14 protein-coding genes are annotated in these 18,356 nt (G+C 54.2%); 2 read left to right on the forward strand and 12 right to left on the reverse strand.

All coding sequences use genetic code 11. The features are described from left to right. Together KP814_RS16750 and KP814_RS16755 are read right to left on the reverse strand one after the other, a co-directional pair. Complete coding sequence (locus tag KP814_RS16750; protein WP_216737818.1) at positions 1–2,061, reverse strand: flagellin; 2,061 nt, start codon at positions 2,059–2,061, stop codon at positions 1–3. A 177-nt stretch (positions 2,062–2,238) separates the two neighbouring features. After that, positions 2,239–4,302, reverse strand: coding sequence for a 6-hydroxymethylpterin diphosphokinase MptE-like protein (locus KP814_RS16755; protein WP_216737819.1), 2,064 nt, complete (start codon positions 4,300–4,302; stop codon positions 2,239–2,241). 569 nt (positions 4,303–4,871) lie between these two features. Here KP814_RS16755 and KP814_RS16760 point away from each other — a divergent pair. Both KP814_RS16760 and KP814_RS16765 read left to right on the forward strand, forming a co-directional pair. Then, positions 4,872–6,923 (forward strand): flagellin, encoded by a 2,052-nt coding sequence (locus tag KP814_RS16760; RefSeq protein WP_216737820.1) that lies wholly within the window; start codon positions 4,872–4,874, stop codon positions 6,921–6,923. Positions 6,924–6,958: 35 nt separating this feature from the next. Beyond that, complete coding sequence (locus KP814_RS16765) at positions 6,959–8,959, forward strand: tetratricopeptide repeat protein (RefSeq protein ID WP_216737821.1); 2,001 nt, start codon at positions 6,959–6,961, stop codon at positions 8,957–8,959. 130 nt (positions 8,960–9,089) lie between these two features. Here the strand turns inward: KP814_RS16765 and KP814_RS16770 are convergent, their stop codons facing one another. From KP814_RS16770 to KP814_RS16815, 10 genes are all read right to left on the reverse strand, one after another. Continuing rightward, positions 9,090–9,743: a serine acetyltransferase gene (locus KP814_RS16770; protein WP_216737822.1), complete on the reverse strand. Its 654-nt coding sequence runs from the start codon at positions 9,741–9,743 to the stop codon at positions 9,090–9,092. 2 nt (positions 9,744–9,745) lie between these two features. Then, positions 9,746–10,513, reverse strand: a complete 768-nt coding sequence (gene wbuZ, locus KP814_RS16775; RefSeq protein ID WP_216737823.1) for a glycosyl amidation-associated protein WbuZ — start codon at positions 10,511–10,513, stop codon at positions 9,746–9,748. Then, entirely contained in the window at positions 10,507–11,121 is a 615-nt protein-coding gene (hisH, locus tag KP814_RS16780; protein ID WP_216737824.1) for an imidazole glycerol phosphate synthase subunit HisH, read from the reverse strand. Before hisH ends, wbuZ begins: the two co-directional genes overlap by 7 nt. Then, entirely contained in the window at positions 11,118–12,287 is a 1,170-nt protein-coding gene (locus KP814_RS16785) for an N-acetyl sugar amidotransferase (protein ID WP_253938434.1), read from the reverse strand. The genes hisH and KP814_RS16785 overlap by 4 nt, the downstream gene beginning before the upstream one ends. Before the next feature lie 53 nt (positions 12,288–12,340). After that, the gene (locus KP814_RS16790) at positions 12,341–13,117 is read right to left on the reverse strand and encodes an oxidoreductase (RefSeq protein WP_216737826.1); all 777 of its coding nucleotides are present in this window, start codon (positions 13,115–13,117) and stop codon (positions 12,341–12,343) included. A 53-nt stretch (positions 13,118–13,170) separates the two neighbouring features. Then, positions 13,171–14,052 carry a hypothetical protein gene (locus KP814_RS16795; RefSeq protein WP_216737827.1) on the reverse strand — a complete coding sequence of 294 codons (882 nt, stop codon included), beginning with the start codon at positions 14,050–14,052 and terminating at the stop codon, positions 13,171–13,173. A 39-nt stretch (positions 14,053–14,091) separates the two neighbouring features. Next, positions 14,092–14,952, reverse strand: a complete 861-nt coding sequence (locus tag KP814_RS16800; RefSeq protein ID WP_216737828.1) for a class I SAM-dependent methyltransferase — start codon at positions 14,950–14,952, stop codon at positions 14,092–14,094. A 165-nt stretch (positions 14,953–15,117) separates the two neighbouring features. After that, on the reverse strand, positions 15,118–16,434 hold the full coding sequence (locus tag KP814_RS16805; RefSeq protein ID WP_216737829.1) for a glutamate-1-semialdehyde 2,1-aminomutase: 1,317 nt from the start codon (positions 16,432–16,434) through the stop codon (positions 15,118–15,120). A 19-nt stretch (positions 16,435–16,453) separates the two neighbouring features. Further along, positions 16,454–17,179, reverse strand: coding sequence for a cytidylyltransferase domain-containing protein (locus KP814_RS16810; protein ID WP_216737830.1), 726 nt, complete (start codon positions 17,177–17,179; stop codon positions 16,454–16,456). Between the two features lie 34 nt (positions 17,180–17,213). Further along, positions 17,214–18,269 carry a nucleotidyltransferase family protein gene (locus tag KP814_RS16815; RefSeq protein ID WP_216737831.1) on the reverse strand — a complete coding sequence of 352 codons (1,056 nt, stop codon included), beginning with the start codon at positions 18,267–18,269 and terminating at the stop codon, positions 17,214–17,216. Positions 18,270–18,356: the final 87 nt, after the last annotated feature.

An 18,356-nucleotide genomic window follows, 5' to 3' on the forward strand; every position in this document is an offset into this window, starting at 1 on the left:
TTACTGCAGGAGCGACAAGACTTGCTGGGGTCTTGCATTAGCCTGCGCCAATATCGAGATACCGGCCTGTTGCAGTACCTGCGCCCTTGACAACGCTGCGGTCTCGGATGCGAAGTCTGCGTCCCTGATCCGGCTGTTGGCGGAGTTCAGGTTCTCGTTGTTCACTTCCAAGTTCGCAATCGTGTTCTGGAAGCGGTTCTGGATGGCGCCCAGTTCCGCCTGTTTGGACGTTACAGTCTGCAGTGCGTTATCCACCGCCTTCAGAGCCGCTTCAGCGCCAGCTACAGTAGAGATATCCACATCCTGCAGCAGAGAGCCGCTTTCAGCGCCGCCGAATGTACCGATTCTCAGACCCGCTTTCGCCAGACCGGCAGAGTTGGTGTTGGATTCAACATCTATCTGACCGCCAGACAACAGCGTCACAGAGCTGACAAAGGTCGTGGTGGTGATGCTGGCCATCGCTGTGGCGCCGCTGATGTCGATGTTACGACCGTCCGCAGCCACCAGAGTGAAGGAGTCAGAGTCCAGTACTTCCGCAGTAACGCCAGTCTGACCGGATTTCTGGTTGATCGCATCGATGATCGCAGCCTGTTTCACAGCGACGTCGTCAGTGGTGCTGAAGCTCGCAGTGATGGACACGCCGTTGACCGTAATCGTCGCAGAGGCAGTCGTAGTAGTCAGGTTGCCTGAGTTAACACGGTTTTCGTTAGCCAGCGCGGTAACGCCAGTCTGGTCAGACGAACGGTTGATCGCAGCCGCTTTCGCGATGGCGCTACCGTCCGCATTCGCAGTGGAAGCCGTGTCGTCAGTGCTCAAGCTGGGCCCGATACCCACGTTGTTGATGACGATGTCGCCAGTCACCAAAGCGGTAGTGGTGCCATTATCGCTCACAATACCTGCGTTGTTTCCGCTGAATGAGCCTACTTCAAAGCCGGCGTTATCGATGTTGCCTGTAGTCGTGGTGAGTGCAATGTCGCTGCCGTCATCGCTTGAAAGCGAGTAGGTGCCGACATAGGCGTTACCCAGGGAGCTTGCCGCGGCCAAACCAAAGGTAGCCAAGGTGTTGCTCGTAGTTTCAGTCAATACGATGTTACGACCGTCGTCAGCCACCAAGGAGATACCCTTGGCGGTGTCGCCGTCGAAGACCGCGCGCACGCCTGTGGCGCCGGATTTTTCGTTAATGGCGTCCGCTGTCGCTTGCAGGTTCTGCTCGACAGTCAAGGTGGTGCCTTTACTCAGGTTGATGCTGACCCCGTTCAGGTTCAAGCTCACGTTCGCCGCAGTCGCGTCGGCGGTAGTGGTGCCCGCGACATAGTTCGCGTCGACAGTAGCGGTGACGCCTGTCTGATCGGATACATCATTAATCGCCGCCGCCTTAGCAATGGCGCTTGACGCCGCATGGCTGGTGGAAGCCGTGTCGTCGGTACCCACAGATGCGCCCACGGAGATGCCGTTGATAACGATGTCCCCTGCAACCATTTCATTGCCGGTGCTGCCTACAACCAGAGCGGTCGTAGTCGTTCTGCTGGAAATACCGCTGGTGTCCGCTGTTCCCAAAGTGCTGGTGTCCAGCTTGGAGATGGTCACGCTGATGGTGTTCCCCAGGTTAGCGCCAGTTTGGAAAACGGAATTCTGGAAAGAGCCGTCCAGCAGTTTCTTACCGTTGAAGTTGGTAGTTGCAGCGATGTTTTCAATCTCGCTGATCAGCTGGCCAACCTCTTCCTGCAATGCTTCACGGTCGATAGTTGAGTTAGTGTCGTTCGCAGATTGCAGTGACAGTTCACGAATACGCTGTAAGCTGTCTTTCATTGAACTCAAAGCGCCTTCAGCGGTCTGCGCCAATGAGATCGCGTCTCCCGCGTTACGAACCGCGACGTTAGTGCCGCGAATCTGAGCGTCGAAACGTGTTGAAATCGCCAGACCTGCCGCGTCGTCTTTTGCGCTGTTGATGCGGAGACCCGAAGAAAGCCGCTGCAACGACGTATCTCCTGACCGCTGTGAAGCGTTCAGGTTACGCTGCGCATTCAACGACGCAATGTTGGTATTAATTATTTGAGGCATGTTTGCTTCTCCTGTAACCCTTCTCACTCGGTTAAGAGGTTCTCGCTTCTACACAGCAGGGCCGGTCGAACTGCGCTAACCCGTTGTCCTTAGTAACGGCTTCAGGAGAAGATTCTTTAGTTAATTTTTGCCTGCTCTTTGTAATGAAATGTAAGCCTTAACCCCATGACTTCACGCTCACGCAAAGTCATCGGGATCATTGATCGAACGGCGCACCCAGGGATCTGTCTCAAGGTCGAATTTTTTGTACATAACCTGAAGAAAATGTTTATGTACATCAAGGAGAAAGCGCAGCATGGTCTGTCTCCATTCCTCCATGAAGGTCAGCCTCTCCGCATCATTCTGAATGGCCAGCGTATGCGCGAAACCGATATAAAGAAAATGTCTGATAGAGCCCCGCAACAGGAAATAAAATTCTTTAGCTTTAACTTGCACCTGATCTTCCATGTAAGTGTTGATGCGGTTACAGACTCTGTTCATTTCATCTTTGCTGGTAATGGGCGCCTGCAAAAATGTCGAAACATCGTCGCTGAACTGCCCGAACAAGACATTTAAGCGGTCTCGCTTCTTCTCCAGCACGTCTACCGGTATTTTTTCGTGCTGCGACGCGTAGAGGTAATCCACCACCTTCTGCTTCTTGTCGCTGCTCGCGTTAAACGCCGTCAGGGAAATCGGTAATGGTCCGGGCGCCACCCACTCAGCGCCCTCAATCTTGGCCCCATGGGAAAAGTTGTAGACTTTGCCGCGCTCAGGGAAGTCACGCAGACTGTTTTCCGCTTTGCGTTTGGCGGCGAAATATTGCGGTGACGTCAAAACGGAGCCGCCGTCAACACCCTCCACCTTAAACACATGCTGGCCGTCGTAATCCACGCTGCGCTTGAACGCCTCATGGGCGTCGTCGTCGTAATAGATCGAGCTTTGCGCATGGTGATGGCGTCTGTCCGTGAACCCAAAGTCCATTCCAAACAACAAGATGTTCTTGAATCCGTAGTGCAGCGCCCAGGCTAACCCGAGGTTGGTGCAAGTGGGAGTTCCCCCGCGGATGATCTGCCCATGCTCGGGAAACATGGTCGCCAGCCCACACTCTTCTTTGATGTATGCGCGCCGTTCGCCAAACAACTGGTATACGATCGGGCTGATGTGAATAGGAGCAATAACTTTTATCGAATTCAAGTAATCGGGATCTTTAAGCCGCTCCAACTGCCCGACCACATATTGATAGTCAGACTCCAGTTCGACATGAATATCCGGTTTGATTCCCATCGGATGCAACGCAGTGATGGAGGAGCCGCATGAAATGATCAATGCGCCGCGCTGTTGCATCTCCCGTAACTGATCAATGCGCAAGTCCAGGGAGGGACCCGCCCCTACAATGCACACCGGCACATCGGTTATGTCATTGACAGGCGGCGGCAATAACTCAACGCCGCTATATATATTGTGCGCCGCCTGATTGAGCTGGTTGACCTCATCGTCATAATTGCCCCAGGAAACCAGGAACACATACAGGTCGTCGCACACCTTTTCAGATAAATTATCGTGAGACTTCAGGCCGCGATGATTATAAAACAGCGTCGCGAGAGGAAAAGCTGGCGGTGTCGTAACCAGGTTATTCCACAGCAGCGCCCACTGTGAGTATTCGTCTTCCTGCCCGCCCAGCAGAAAGTGAATGGTGCGCCCTTCCGCTCCGTCATACTTGCTGCAGATCTCCGCCCAGTCGACGGCGTACAGACTCGCGGCGAAATGATCCAGATTAGGCTCAAAAACCACGGCGTAGTTGACCTTGTGCTGCTCCAGGAAGGCCTCAATGTGATAACCCACGCCGCACCCGAGGAAGACAATGCAGGGATAAGAATCCCCCAGCCAAAAATGATTGAAGTTCGACTTATTAATAGGAGATTTTCGAATAATGGCGTCAGCGGCTTTGAAGAAAAACCTTGGGAAGCAGTAATCGCCGGGAAACGGCGGGTCAATAGAAACCACCTTGCCGCCTTCACTGTAGACCTTGGTGAATTCCTTGATTTCGTTCAGAGCATAGGCCTTGGCTTTACCACCGTATACGGAATGGCCTTCATCGTGAATATCCACTTCACCAGCGTCAGGGATGATATTCAGCTTGGATTTTTTCATCTGATAGTTCAGGAAGTGCTTATATATGCCGGGAAAGTGGTCTTTGAAGTAGGCTAAATTCTTTTCCCTGCGCTCGATGAAAGGCTTAAGTATTTCCGCTTGATCGGTCATTGCTTCTATCTCTTTTTTAGTTTTTCCGAACGAGAAAATTGGGGCGGCAATTTTCCGTCACTCGAAAAATTTTTAGTGAACAGACAAAGTTAGCGTAGCAGTGATCTGCCCATTACTCCTGTTTTCGCCACTTTAACGCCTCTATCTTTCAAGCTCGGCAATTATCATGCCGCCATTTCCGCAGCCGCTTCAAAAAGGGAGGCGTCAGCTTACGCGCCTTTCTTTGCAAGGCGGCGCTATCTATATGAAGGAGAGAGCAATTGTTATCCCCATTTTCCTCTTGGCGGCAAGCGGCAACTTTTTGACCGCCCCTTGGCAAACTCCTGCCAAAATCCATAGGCCTCCCTTGCCCGCAAACCTATCTGCGTTTTTTTGTGATTAAAAATCAAACACATAAAATTTCCCAAAAGTTCTGGCAATGCTTTTGCATAGGCAGTGGAAACGCTCCTTTCTGCGCAATTTTTATTCGCATAGAGGGGCAGGCAAAGTCAGGTAGCCGGTTGCTACGCATCCGAGCGGCTCTTACGAAGGAAACGGCCCGGCTGGTATAGACGCAATAGGGGGAAGTTATGCCTCAGATAATTAATACCAACATCGCCTCGATCAACGCGCAGCGAAATCTTAATAATTCGCAGTCGGCCAACCAGACCGCTCTGGCGCGCCTGTCATCGGGTCTTCGTATCAACAGCGCGCGGGACGACGCCGCCGGCTTGGCGATATCCACCCGCTTTACCTCCCAGGTACGAGGATTAAGCGTCGCTATCCGCAACGCCGGCGACGCCGTGTCGCTGTCGCAAACAGCGGAAGGCGCGCTTGGCGCGATGAGCGAAAACCTCCTGCGTATTCGCGACCTGGCGCTGCAATCCGCCAACGCCACCAACAGCGGGCTGGATCGCAAAGCGCTGAATGAAGAGGTCAACCAGCTGCTTCAAGAGATCAAGCGGGTATCGGAGCAAACCAACTTCAACGGCACCAAATTGTTGGACGGCACCTTCACTGACGTGACCTTCCAAATCGGCGCCAACGAAGGGGAATCGGTCACTTTCGGTATTGAAGGCGCTACCGTGGACAAACTTGGAGCGGCGGAAACCGACGGCATATCCTCGGAACCGGAAGCTGCGGCTCTCGCTGCCGGCGACCTGGTTATCAACGGCATCGCCATTGGCGCATCCACTGGCGTTGACGATGCGTTCTCCAGCGCCAACCAGGACCAGAGCGCCATCGCCAAAGTGGCGGCGATCAACAAACTGACGGAATCCACCGGCGTAGAAGCCGTGATTAACGGCACCTACGTCAGCGGCTCCACCACTTTTATCGCCACCACCCAGTCAGCGTCCGTGACGATAAACGGCGTGGCGATCGCAGTGACCATCTCCTCTAACCTGTCATCGCAGGTCAATCTTGAGAACGTCGCAGCGGCGATCAATGAAAAATCCGGACAAACCGGCGTCACCGCCTCGTTTGACGGCAACCCGACGGTCGGCATCAGGCTGACGGCGGAGGATGGCCGCAACATTGTCATCCAAAGCACGGCCCTCAACTCCACCGCCTTCGGTTTGCCGCCGTCCGACACGGCCGCCTCCGCCGCCGTTACCTACACGGGCACCTTTACGCTCATATCACGCGACGGCAGCGCCATTGGACTCGATACTACAACCGGCAACATTGGCAACGCGGGTCTTTCTGTAGGCACCTTCAGCGGTAATAACAGCGGCGCCATCAGCGACCAGGTGGACGCCAACCCGTTCGCTGCCGGCGACCTGGTTATCAACGGCGTTCCCATCGGCCCGACGCAAACCAACTTTGACACCTCTTCCAGCACGCAAACGGACTCCAGCGCCATCGCCAAAGCCGTGGCGATCAACAAGGTCAGCGATCAGACCGGCGTTGTGGCGGAGGTAAACGATACGATCCAAAACGCCACGGCGTTGGTCACCGGCAGCGCGCAAAACTTCAACTTCCAGATCAACGGCGTGCAGATCAACATCTCCTACGGCTCCAACGATACCGTGGCGGATGTGCAAAGAACGGTTATCACCGCGATCAACAACAAGTCCGGTCAGACTGGGGTGCAAGCGGAAGCCTTCGGCAGCAGTTACAGAATGATCGCCGACGATGGCAGGAACATTCAGATATCCAACGCCTCTACGACCACGTCTTTAATTGGATTGGGCACGGTGGACACTGTCACCGCCAGCACCATCACCCTGCTCTCGGCCGGCGCCATCGAGCTGGATACGCTGACCGGTCAGATAGAAAAGAGCGGGTTCGAAGTCGGCACTTACGGCTCCAACTCCACCGGACAATTGGTGCAAAACATCGATATATCCACGGTGGACGGCGCCATCCTGGCCCTCAGCGCAGTGGACAACGCGTTGAACACCATCAACTTCCAGCGTGCGAATCTCGGCGCGATTCAGAATCGCTTCGAGTCGACCATATCCAACCAGGCGATTGCGTCAGAAAACCTGACCGCCGCCAACTCGCGAATCCGCGATGCGGACTTCGCGGCGGAGACCGCCGAGCTGTCCCGAACCCAGGTATTGCAGTCAGCCGGATTGTCGATTCTGGCCCAGGCTAATGCACAGCCGCAGCAGGTGCTGCAGCTGCTGCAAGGCTAAACAGAGATTGAATTGAGCTAGCAGAGGTAAGAACCATGCAGGCAACAGCGCAAGCAAACGAAAAACTTCAATCCACCCGTGTTGAAGCCGCCCATTTACTGATAGAGGCGAACGAGATATACCGCGCCTCCAATCGTCCAGGCGCGTCGCATCAACAACGCAGTGAGGACAGAGGCGCCGCCAAAGCGCTGATAGAGCAAGCGCTGGCGCTGGAGCCAGCGCAGGCCTCGGCGCTGGGCCTGCTGGGTCGAATAGAGCTGGATGAAGGACGGCTTAACGAAGCGCGCCGGTTCTTCAACCAGGCGCTGGCCCAAGACCGCAACGCGCCGCAACTGATCGCCAACCTTGGCTATCTGAATCTGATGGAGAATCAGCCCGCTCAGGCGGAGCAATATTTCCAGCAGGCGCTGCAACAGGATAAAAGCTACGCCGCCGCCTTTCTGGGCATCGCACACTGCCAGGCGGCGATGGGCAATTACGATATTGCCTATATGCACTATCGGCGCTTATTGGAATACGGTCTGGAGTGGCCCACTCTGTACGCCGGCATGATCAAGTGCTGCGCTCATCTGCAGGTTGAAAGACGCTCCGAAACCATTGAGCGCGACCTGTTGGATTTACTACAGCAAGAAGATCTGCCTCATCAGAATCTGGCTCGCATTACCGCACAGGCGCTGGCGTTGAAATACGACCTGCGCAACCCTGACGTGTGCATCGACATCAACGACGCCGCGCAGGACCCATTACTGCTCTTGGCGCTGACCAGAACTGTGATGCCAAATGCGGACGTAGAGCAGTTCGTCACGTTGATTCGCAAAGCTATCCTTGACGAGACGACAGCCTCTGGCGAATTACGCGAAGGGCTGCAGGAACTGGCCATCGCCATCGGCGTCTACAATGTCGCTACCGGCGGAGCCCTTTACGCCGCCGAAGATGAAACCGCTCAAATCAGCGACCTGAACAGAAAGATTCTGCTGTCATGCACAACGGAAAACAGCGTGACGGATATCGCAGGCGCTCTTATCGTCGCCGCCATGTACGTCACTCTCTTCCCTCAGGCCTACTCGCGCTACCTGTCGGCCTTCTCCCTGGACGACTGGCCGCAGTCCATGCAACTGCTGATGGAAGCCAGCTTCTACTTACCCATGGAGGATGAAGGCTACAAGCAAGGGTTTCAGGAAAAACAGCTTGAGTTACTGGAAGACGCAGCGGAAGTCGCCATGGCCTGCCCAGTGTGGCGCAACATAGAGTTCTTCAGCGAGCAATCGTTGCGCAAACAATTGGAAAGCGTATTAGGGGCGCGGGCGCAGCAGTTGCCCGAACGCTTATGCGCGATGATTCTCGGCGCCGAGTCGTCACAAAGAGCAGTGGAATTCGCCCGCTACTTTGACGACGTGGATGTTATCGCTGTCGATGAGAATCTGGCGAACCTCGCTTTTGGCGCTCGCAAAGCGGAACAGTATGATCTGGAAAATATCGTATTCTGGCCCTACTCCATCGCCCAGCGTTTTATCGAGGACGGAGCGACGATTCACTTCCTGAAGATTGAGAAGTTTCCTTCTCTCAGCGAGGCGGAGTTTAACCTGATCGAAAGCATCAAGAGAATGGTGTGTAAAGGCGGCGTCGTACAGGTTTCAACCGGCGACAGCGAACTGACACAGGTGACGGATAAAGCTCAGACGATCATTGAGCACTATCGACTGACCCGACGCTCCAATGATATTCGCCTGCTACGCAGGGCGATCATTGAAAATGCGGACGATCCCGCCTGGGCGCCATTGCTCAGCCACCCGCACTTTTACAACCTGACAGGGTGTCGCAGCACCTGGTTCGCTGGCGAAGATCGCGCGCAGATTCAGTCCGTACTGACGTACCTTAGCAATGAGGTGGACTGGAAACTGGCGCAGGTCAAAGACCGGGACGACAAGGTGCAACCCTCAGGTCCAATATTGAAACAACTGCAGACCGAAGTCTTCGGGGCCGACATCGGCAAAGTGATCGGCCACGATCTCAAGCTGTATTTTGTGAAAAGGTAAAAGCCACTATCGGCGGGCTGCAAGGCCCGCCGTTTTTTTCTTCCCTCTTCCCTCTTCCCTCTTCCCTCTTCCCTCTTCCCTCTTCCCTCTTCCCTCTTCCCTCTTGAGACGCTAACCGCTCACTCCGTTATCAGCCAAATTTGATCCGTCGATTATCCAGTTTATTGGGCGAAATCCGGCAGTCAGGAAATTTTCCCACGACCAGACTGTCATCCGGCGTATCAATACCTTGCACGAACGCATCGGCGGCAAAAGTGACGTTAGTTCCGACGCGACAGTTACCAATCAGCTTGGAGCCGGAACAGAACACCGCGCCCTCGCCAATCGTTGGGTAGTCGCCGCGATAGGTGGAGCCAATGGTCACGCCCTGGTACACCGTCAGATAGTCGCTGTAAGAGGCTGAACCCAGCACCGTTCCAAGCGGGTGCACCAACAGGAAGATACGCGGCAGCTCCACGCCATAGAAGGCGTCTACACCGTGCAAGGCTTTATTAAGAAGAAACGCCTTTTCCGCCAGCGTCACCTGACTGTCGCGGTAGGCCTGGTTAGCGAGAAAATACAAAAAGGTAGCGTAATGATCGCCGTGAAGATGGTTAAACACGGCCTCATCGTTCTCGACATAGTATTTCAGACGAATATGGGAAAAGCAGAACTCCAGTCGCTTCAGCGCTTCAGGCAGGGATTGAGACAACGCCGTCTCCACGCTGCGGCCGTCCGGGAAAAAATGATCAAGCTGCTTACTGACATAATGAGCCAGATGCTCAGGGGCTAAAGATAGCTGCATGGTTATTTGATGAGCTTCATGGGGACGCCAGCGTTCAATAAATGCGATCTGGCGCGAATGGGATTGTTGTCGCCAAAGTGAAAGATACTCGCACACACCACCGCATCCGCGTTCGCTTCCTGAAAGGCCGCAGCAAGGTGCGCGAATGTGCCGGCGCCGCCGGCGGCAAGTACGGGCCGATCAGTAACCGCCTTGGCGCACTTGATCATATCCAGGTCATATCCCTGCATCATGCCGTCGCGGTCGACAGCGTTGACGATAAACTCGCCGGCGCCGCGCTGGGTCATGTCGCGAATAAACTCTTCAAGTTCCCGCTCTGTTTTGTGACGACCACAATGAGAGTACAAGCGGTATGCGCCATCTTCCCGTTTCACATCCAGACCGACGACAATGCATTGGCGGCCAAAGATAGCCGAAGCGTCGTTAATCAACCCCGGATTTTCTATAGCGGCAGTGGTGATAACGACTTTATCCGCGCCGGACTGCACCAGGCGACGCACTTGCTCCACAGAGTTCACTCCGCCGCCGACGCTCAGCGGCATAAAACACTCGGAGGACACCTTATCAATGAGATTCAACAATTGCTCAAAGTCGCTTCCCTGGCGATTGGCGTCCACATCCAGAAACACCAGTTCATCCGCAAACTGAGCGTTGTATATGCGAGCGGCGGAAACCGGATCGCCAGTGTCCCGAAAAGCGGAAAATTGTTTCCCCTTCACCATGCGCCCCTGACTCAACAGCAGCATGGGAATAATGCGCTTTTTCAGCATCGCCCGTCCCATTCACAAAAGTTTTCTAGAATTTTCAAACCGTTATCCTGACTTTTTTCAGGATGAAACTGCACTCCGACGATATTGTCCCGGCCGACCACGACGGGGAACGAAGCGCCATATTCCGTTTCCGCAATCACGTGGCGGCGATCTTGCGCTGCAAAGTAATAGGAATGCACAAAGTAGAAATCCACATGCTTTTTCACCCCCTGAAAAATCGGGTGTTCCTGATGATGAATCAGCGCATTCCATCCTACATGCGGAACCGGACCATCGACCTCCAGATGACGCACCACACCGGGTATCAGATCAAGGCCGGCGTTCACGCCGCCCTCTTCGCCTTGCGTCGCCAACAATTGCATGCCAAGACAGACGCCCATCAACGGACGCCCCTGTTGAACGTGGTCATGGATCGCCTCCAGTAAGGCCGCCGACGCCAGATTGGCCATGGCGTTTCCGAAAGCGCCGACACCGGGAATGATCAGGTGCGTCAATTCGGCTAGCTGATCCGGCGCGGCGACGACATGGGCGTCGTACCCCACGGCGTCAATGGCGTTGAGCACCGACTTGATATTGCCCATACCATAGTTCAATACGCCGATATTCATCCAGGCTCATCCTCCCGGTACCATTTAATGGCGTCCCAGAGCGGTTCGCCGCGGACAGGATGGTCAAAGTCAGGTTCGAAAGGCGGTATGACCATTCCAGACACGATTTCATTAAACTCCTGCTCGGTCAGCCCCACATATCCCAGGAAAATATCCAGAGACTCCGGTCGCCGCCCATCCAGTTCATTCAAGCGTTCAGCTTCTTCCAGAGAAATGCGGCCGCGACGCAGCTTCATGGCGTTTATTTGCGTGATACGACTATAACCACGCTTTAAATACTTGATGTAGTCACGGGTTCCCTGCATAAAGCATTCAATTTTCTCACACGTGGTGTTCACCGCTATCGGCGCGCTTTCCACCTCGTCTGTCCGCCAGCCCAGCTCTTCCTTGATCACTTTCACGTGCTTCTCATAATCCCAGGGGATAAAGCTTCCCAGGCAAACGGAGGCGTAGCCGATTCGCTTGAGGTCTTTCAGGCTGGGATAAGTGAACGGGGCCAGATCGCGGCGGTCGATCGGGTCTTCCGGCGAATTGATCATGCCGTACATGTCGTCCGCGGATATGCCAAGATTGCGGATCATGTTGAATTTCTTCTCATCCTCGTACTCGATCTCATCGTTGAGATAATCGTAATACGCAGTGATCTCCGCCTGCGGCTCGCCCCAGATGATCAACGGCACATTGAACTTAACCGCAATCTGCATGGGGTATGAATAAATGCCTGTGTGACAATGCCAGCAAAAGTCGGTCTTGCGACGAAAAGACTCCAGCATCAAACGTTTGACGATCTTCCAGTTGGGCGTGAATTCAATAACGTCCACCCCCAGCTTTTTGAATGTGCGCGTACAGTTTTCTTCAATAGTCGGCCGCATAAAACCATGATTGAAGCGTACGACCAGTGGTTTGACGCCATACTCCTTGACCAGATAGTAAAGTTGATAGGTGCTGTCCTTGCCTCCGCTGAACGGCACAATGCAGTCGTAATCGTATTTACCCCGGTATTTTGCAATCAGCTGATCCAGCAGCGTCTTGCGCGCGCCCCAATCAATCTGATCCGCCTTGATCTCCCAGGACCGACAGATATTGCACACGCCATTCGCATCAAATTCGATGGTTTCATATGTCTCGGGCAGCAGGCACCGAGTGCATCTCTTCAGCTTTTTCATAGCAGTATTCATAGCAATATTATTCAGTTTAATACTTTTAAGGAGTAGCGGATCTAGAGGCAGAAGCCATCATCCACAATCAGGTTGCCGCCATTGATGTAACGTGAAGCGTCAGACAATAAAAACACCAGCGCGCCGCAGATATCGTCAGGGTCCAACATGCCTTTTTCGCTGCAATATTCCGCATAGGCTTGCAAAAAAGCTTCCGGTTGGCCGTCTGCAATGCCGCCAGGACTGATGGCATTGACCTTTACGCCGGTGCCACGCAAGTACTTCGCCATGTAACGTGTGAGGTGGATGAGCGCGGATTTAATCGCCGCATACTCCACCGGCATCGTCATCGTCGTCCCCTGATAAATATCGAAGCGGGGAGCCGTCACCCCATAAATGGAGGCAATATTCACAATGGCGCCGCCGCCCTGTGCGACAAAGTGCCTGGCGAACTGTTGTGACGCCAAAAAGTATCCCCCCAGATGCAATGACAGATTGCCGCAAAAATCTTCATATTCCACATCGAAAAAGCTGCGCCCGTATTGCTTATTGCGGGGATAGGCGCTGTTGACCAGGGCGTTGATCGCCCCCATTGCGCGTTCGGTTTCAGCGATGGCCTTCAGGATGCTTTCTTTATCAGTGATATCGCATTTAACCGCGCACGCCGCCTCTCGGCCAAATTCGCTTTGCAGACTCTCTGCAAAAGACTCAGCCTGGGATAAATCTATATCCGCCACCGCCACCCTGCCGCCAGCCTGCAGCACTGCGCGACAAAACTTCCCGCCAAGCAGACCGCATCCGCCAGTGATGACGACGACTTTCCCTTCCAATTGCTTCATACATTCGTTCAACTTCTATAACGCCTTATCTACACGACTGACTCTGACTGGCCTCAAGGCACCATCACCTTGGCCTGCCCTTTCAGGACTGGGCCGTGCTGCATATCAATGGATTTTCCTGCGAAACGTTGTTGCGCATATAAGGGCCATAACTCATAAGCCTGAGTCCAATGCACCGGACTGGGTAGCAACAACATCGTCGCAACGTATCTGGGAGAGTGCGGGTCCCGAGAGAACACGCCGCGATGCAGCACATCCCGGGGTCTGAAGACCAGCGCTTCACCAGCTCGCGTACAATGATCGTAGGGCTTATAAACAATATTGGCGCGGTCGAAATACTCGCCCAGATCAGAGCGACGTTCGTTGAGCGGTGGAAATGAATACCCCTGCTCCGCCAGCTCATAGGTGACGTTGACGTCCAGCGCTTCTGTTCCAGCGCCGCTGATTTCTCCGCCGGTGAAATAAATAATGATCTTTATATGCCCGGTAGGCCCTGCGTCCCGATGCCAGCGATAGGACACATCGTCCTCCACTTGCGTAGGGAAGGTGCGATGAAAACACAGAGAGTGAACCATGTACTCGGACTGGAAGAAGTTAACCAGGATGCGATCCATGTCCAGGTTGAGCACCGCTCCATACATCTCTCTTATCCAGTCCGCGTCATTCCGGTAGTCAAATCTAACGGTCTCCACGTGAGGGTCCAGCCAGGCGCTGCGGTCATCATTCTGCAGGCGCTGCAGCTGTTGCATAACGCGCTCTACATGCGCCGTATCCAATACCTGCAGGCGATCAAAACCGTTGTTGTAAAAAGATGAATATCCCGGCATGGTCAGAAACCGGGTGAAAGCCTGCTGGCACTCCAGATGATACTGGCGACAACCGGTTCGCAGGTCATAATGTTCCGACACTTGCCTCATGATTTCAGATGCGGACATAAAGCTTCCCCCTGATATGCGTCAGTCCCAGAATTCGCTCTACTTCAGCCTGAATATCGTCATGATGTCGTAGGTTTTACCCTCAAACTCTGGGTGGGCGTCCTCCTGAAAAATAACCCGGTCAATGGAGGTCCCGAACAACGCCAGCAACTCATTGGTATGTTTGAACTTGGTGCCCGCAGTGACATGGGGTTTGTTGTTGGCTTTCGACCATTGCTCCCAGTACGCCTCATCCACAATTTCCTGCACCTGGCAGCCAATGGCGATGTGAGCGCCAGGCTTGGCCACCCGCAATACTTCCTGCGCCGCCTTTTTATTGTCTTTGCTGTATGCCAGCACCCAGCCAAGGATAATGATGTCGAAAGAGTGGTCCGGATAAGGCATGGCGTGCATGTCGCCAGCGTCGATATAGGGAGAAAAGCTAAACAGATCCAGACCACGGATATTATTTTCATTAAAGCCCGAGGATATCAGGCAAAGCAGCTCCGACTCCGAACGCGGCCCCACCGTCAGCACTCGCATTTTCGGCATGTTTCGCGCAATGAAGCCAATCTGGCACAAGGGGGCGATCAAGCGCTCCGGACGATTATGAGTGACGTCATCCGCCAGACAGGACATGTTGTATTCAATGCAGTTATCGATAACGGCGGAGTCGACGTTCGCCGCCCGCTCGATACTCTCGCGATTCACCTGGGCCATGCGGTTGCGGGTCAGTATCATTCGCACTGCCGGCACTTTCAGCAGGTCTACCGGGCTTTGATTGAGGTGAGCGTTAATGTCCGCCAAATCCTGTTGCGACAGCGTCACCGGCGGCAGCTTGGCGGGTTTGGGCGCAGATTGCGGGGTCTGCGTAATAGGTTGAATCTCTACAAAGTCATCGTGTGGATTGTGAGTCGTCATGGCTTCCTCTCTCGCACAGGCTGCTGTTCTTTGCCGGGGTGACRAAAATTTGTCTCGCCCGCCATATCTTTATAGTGACTGCAATTGGTACGCCATTGTATTTTCGAGCGCCAGCCGTCCGCCCGCGTCGAAAAACGCCGTATATACAATGTTATATAGCTGAGATCAGTTATATTTGCGAAAAACAGGTTTGATGACGGGCCCTTCCAGCAAGTTCTCCCATCCAGATTCCAGCGCTTGCGCATATACCCTCAATGCGTTTTTAACCGCACTCAAGGTCTGCCCCAGTTCTTCTTCGCCATGCTCCCGACTCAAGGCGATCCATGGCATCAGTACGCCTTGCCGGACCATTTCCTGGCTGAATAGCGTGCGTAGCGCCATCGAAGGATTTCCATCGCGATCCAACGTCAGATAACCCGGTGAACAGTCTATGCCTTCCACACGAAAGTAATCCGCCACTCCCGCTTCCGCCGCCAGAGCGTTCATACCGGACTTCAGTTTGGCCCCGTATGACCAGATATGATTAACGACATCGCGCTCCCGCAACATGGCCGCCGTTTTCACAAAAGCCCCCAGGCCGCACATTTCCGCGCCATGGGTCGTGGACAGCAGAAACAAGCGCTCCGCCCCGCTCTTTTCAATAGAGCCCAGCTCCATGATATCTCTGCGCCCCGCCACCGCCGCCACCGAAAAGCCGTTGGCCATGGCTTTGCCGAATGTGCAAAGGTCCGGCTTGATGCGATATTTATGCTGCGCCCCACGCAGATCCCAACGAAACCCGGTAATCATTTCATCAAGGACAAAAACGACGCCATGGCGCGCGCACAGGCGCTGCACATCATGCAGAAAGGTTTCGCCCTCATGAGTAGCTGACGGCGCAGGATGCTCCGAGGTTGCAGGCTCCATGACGACACAGGCGATTTGTTGCGGATAAGCGGCGAAGAGTTGCTCCAGTGACGCCAAATCGTTGTAGTTAAAGCACTTGGTCTGCTCCACTACATTCTGGGGAATCCCTCGCGTCAAAGGCGTTGAGCCGATAAACCAGTCATCATAGGAAAAAAATGGATGCTGCCCGCAGCGCGCAATCAGATCACGCCCGGTATAGGCGCGCGCCAATTTCACCGCCGCCGACACAGCGGTGGAGCCATTCTTGGTGAACTTGACCATATCTACGGAGTCGATCATGTCCACCAGCAGTTCGGCCGCCTCCAGCTCTATGGTCGACGCCCGTGTGAGATTGTTGCCCGCCCAGATCTGTTCAACGGCGGCCAGACTCACCGCTTCATCCGCATACCCAAGAATCACCGAGCGCAGCGCCATGCCGTAATCGAGATAACGCTTATTGTCCGGGTCAAATACATAGGCGCCTTTGCCGGAGGTCAGGATCTGCGGCGCATTGGCGGGAAATTGATCAAAACCTCGGGAGTAGGTATGCGCTCCACCAGGAATGACACTCAACAATCGGCTTTGATAATCAGACATAGGACCACGCTCAAAGAGTTCACATAGACTTCAATTCTTCTCTGCGTTGCATAACCGCTTCCACGCAGATGAAATCCGTTAAAGTGTCCACGTCCAGGGCTTTCCACTTAGGCACCACGTAAGGCAGTGTTCGATCATGGTAGAAACCGCCTTTCTCACGTAAAGCTTCGACTGTGGAAATGTAGAGGGTTCCGTCAAAGTAATACACGTCGGGAATATCCTGCCGGCGCGGCATGGCGGCGAAGTCTCCGCCTTGGTAAGACGCCAGCAAACCGCGGTCATTGATCACCGCACAGTACACTGGGTGATGAACATCGACATCCGCCACCCCGACAATTGCTTGCGCCTCGCGCGACCCGAATAGCATTTCCAACGCCTTATCCACATCGGTAGCTTCAGTGAGCGGCGACGTCGGCTCAAGCAGCACCAAATAATCGTAGGACTCGCCATGCTGCCGGCACCAATCCAGGGTATGCAGCAACACCGGCGCTGTCGGCGCGCAATCGCCCGCCAGCTCATCGGGTCGCAGGAAAGGAACCTCCGCGCCCTGACTCTTCGCCACCTCAGCAATCTCCGGCGAGTCGGTAGACACCAGCACCCGATCCACATAGCGGGATTGAAGGGCCGCCCTGATTGGCCACCCCACCAAAGGAACGCCGCATAAGGGACGAATATTTTTACCGGGAAGGCCTTTGCTGCCGCCACGGGCGGGAATAATCGCCAGTACGCGTTTACCATCAATCATGAAGACGCCTTTCTGCAAATGAAGGTGAAACGGCTCACGCGAAATCCTCCATGTAGTCTTTCTGCGCTTTTTCAAAGTCGTTCATCCGACCAATGTCCAGCCAGTATTCGTGAATGGGGAACATCGCCACATCCTTACGGCGCTCCATCAATTGCTGCAGTAAAGTCGGCATATCCAGGTGCTGCTCAGGTTTGATATCCCGAATCACCTGCGGCTCCAGAACGTATATGCCGGCATTGACGAAATAGGAATGCGTGGGTTTTTCCACAATACTGGTAATGCGTTGATCTTCCGCTTGTACGACGCCGTAAGGCACCTGGAATTCGTACTCACGCACGCATAATGTGGCGGCCCCTCGCTGCTGCTGGTGAAAACGCAGCAAATGTTCGAAGTTCACACGGGTCAGTATGTCGCCATTCATCACCAACACTGGTAAATCAGGCATGTCGTTCGGCAGCAGCCCCAACGCGCCGCCTGTGCCCAGGGGCGTATTCTCGCGCACATACTGAATATTGACTCCCCATTTAGAGCCATCGCCAAAGTAGTCCATCACCATTTCCGGCTTGTAGTACACCGAAATATAGAAATTAGAGAAGCCAGACGAGGCGAAGCTCTCGAGAATATTTTCCAGAATAGGCTTATTGCCGACTTTTAAAAGGGGCTTAGGGCAGTTGTTGGTTAACGGACGCAAGCGCGTTCCCAAGCCACCCGCCATCAGCATAACAGGATTGTCGTAGCGCGGTTGTTGCGCGATATTCAATAGGGTTTCCAGCCCCACCACCCGGCGCTGACTGTCAACAATAGGGATGTGGAGCAGCTTGCGCCGTTCCATGATGGAGAGAATACGCGCCCGCGAATCATTGATTTCCGCAACTTTGGGCTCGCTTTCCATAATCCGCACGACTGAAGCGGATAAGGGGGTGTGATTGATCAGCGCCCGTCGCACGTCGCCGTCCGTCACTGTCCCCAGCAACCGTTGCTGTTCGTCAACGACCAACGCAATGCGCAAAGTGGCTTTTTCTATGACCTCTATCGCCTGTTCGATACTTGCTTGCGGCTGGATCAATACCTGACGCCAATCGGCACACATACTTCTACCCTCCAAACCAGTCGGATAAATCCCGCTGGACCAACCCGATTATATATGGCAACACAGCAATCTTCGTTCCAGTCCTCC

The organism is Hahella sp. HN01 (assembly GCF_018986435.1).
Classification (GTDB): Bacteria; Pseudomonadota; Gammaproteobacteria; order Pseudomonadales; family Oleiphilaceae; genus Hahella.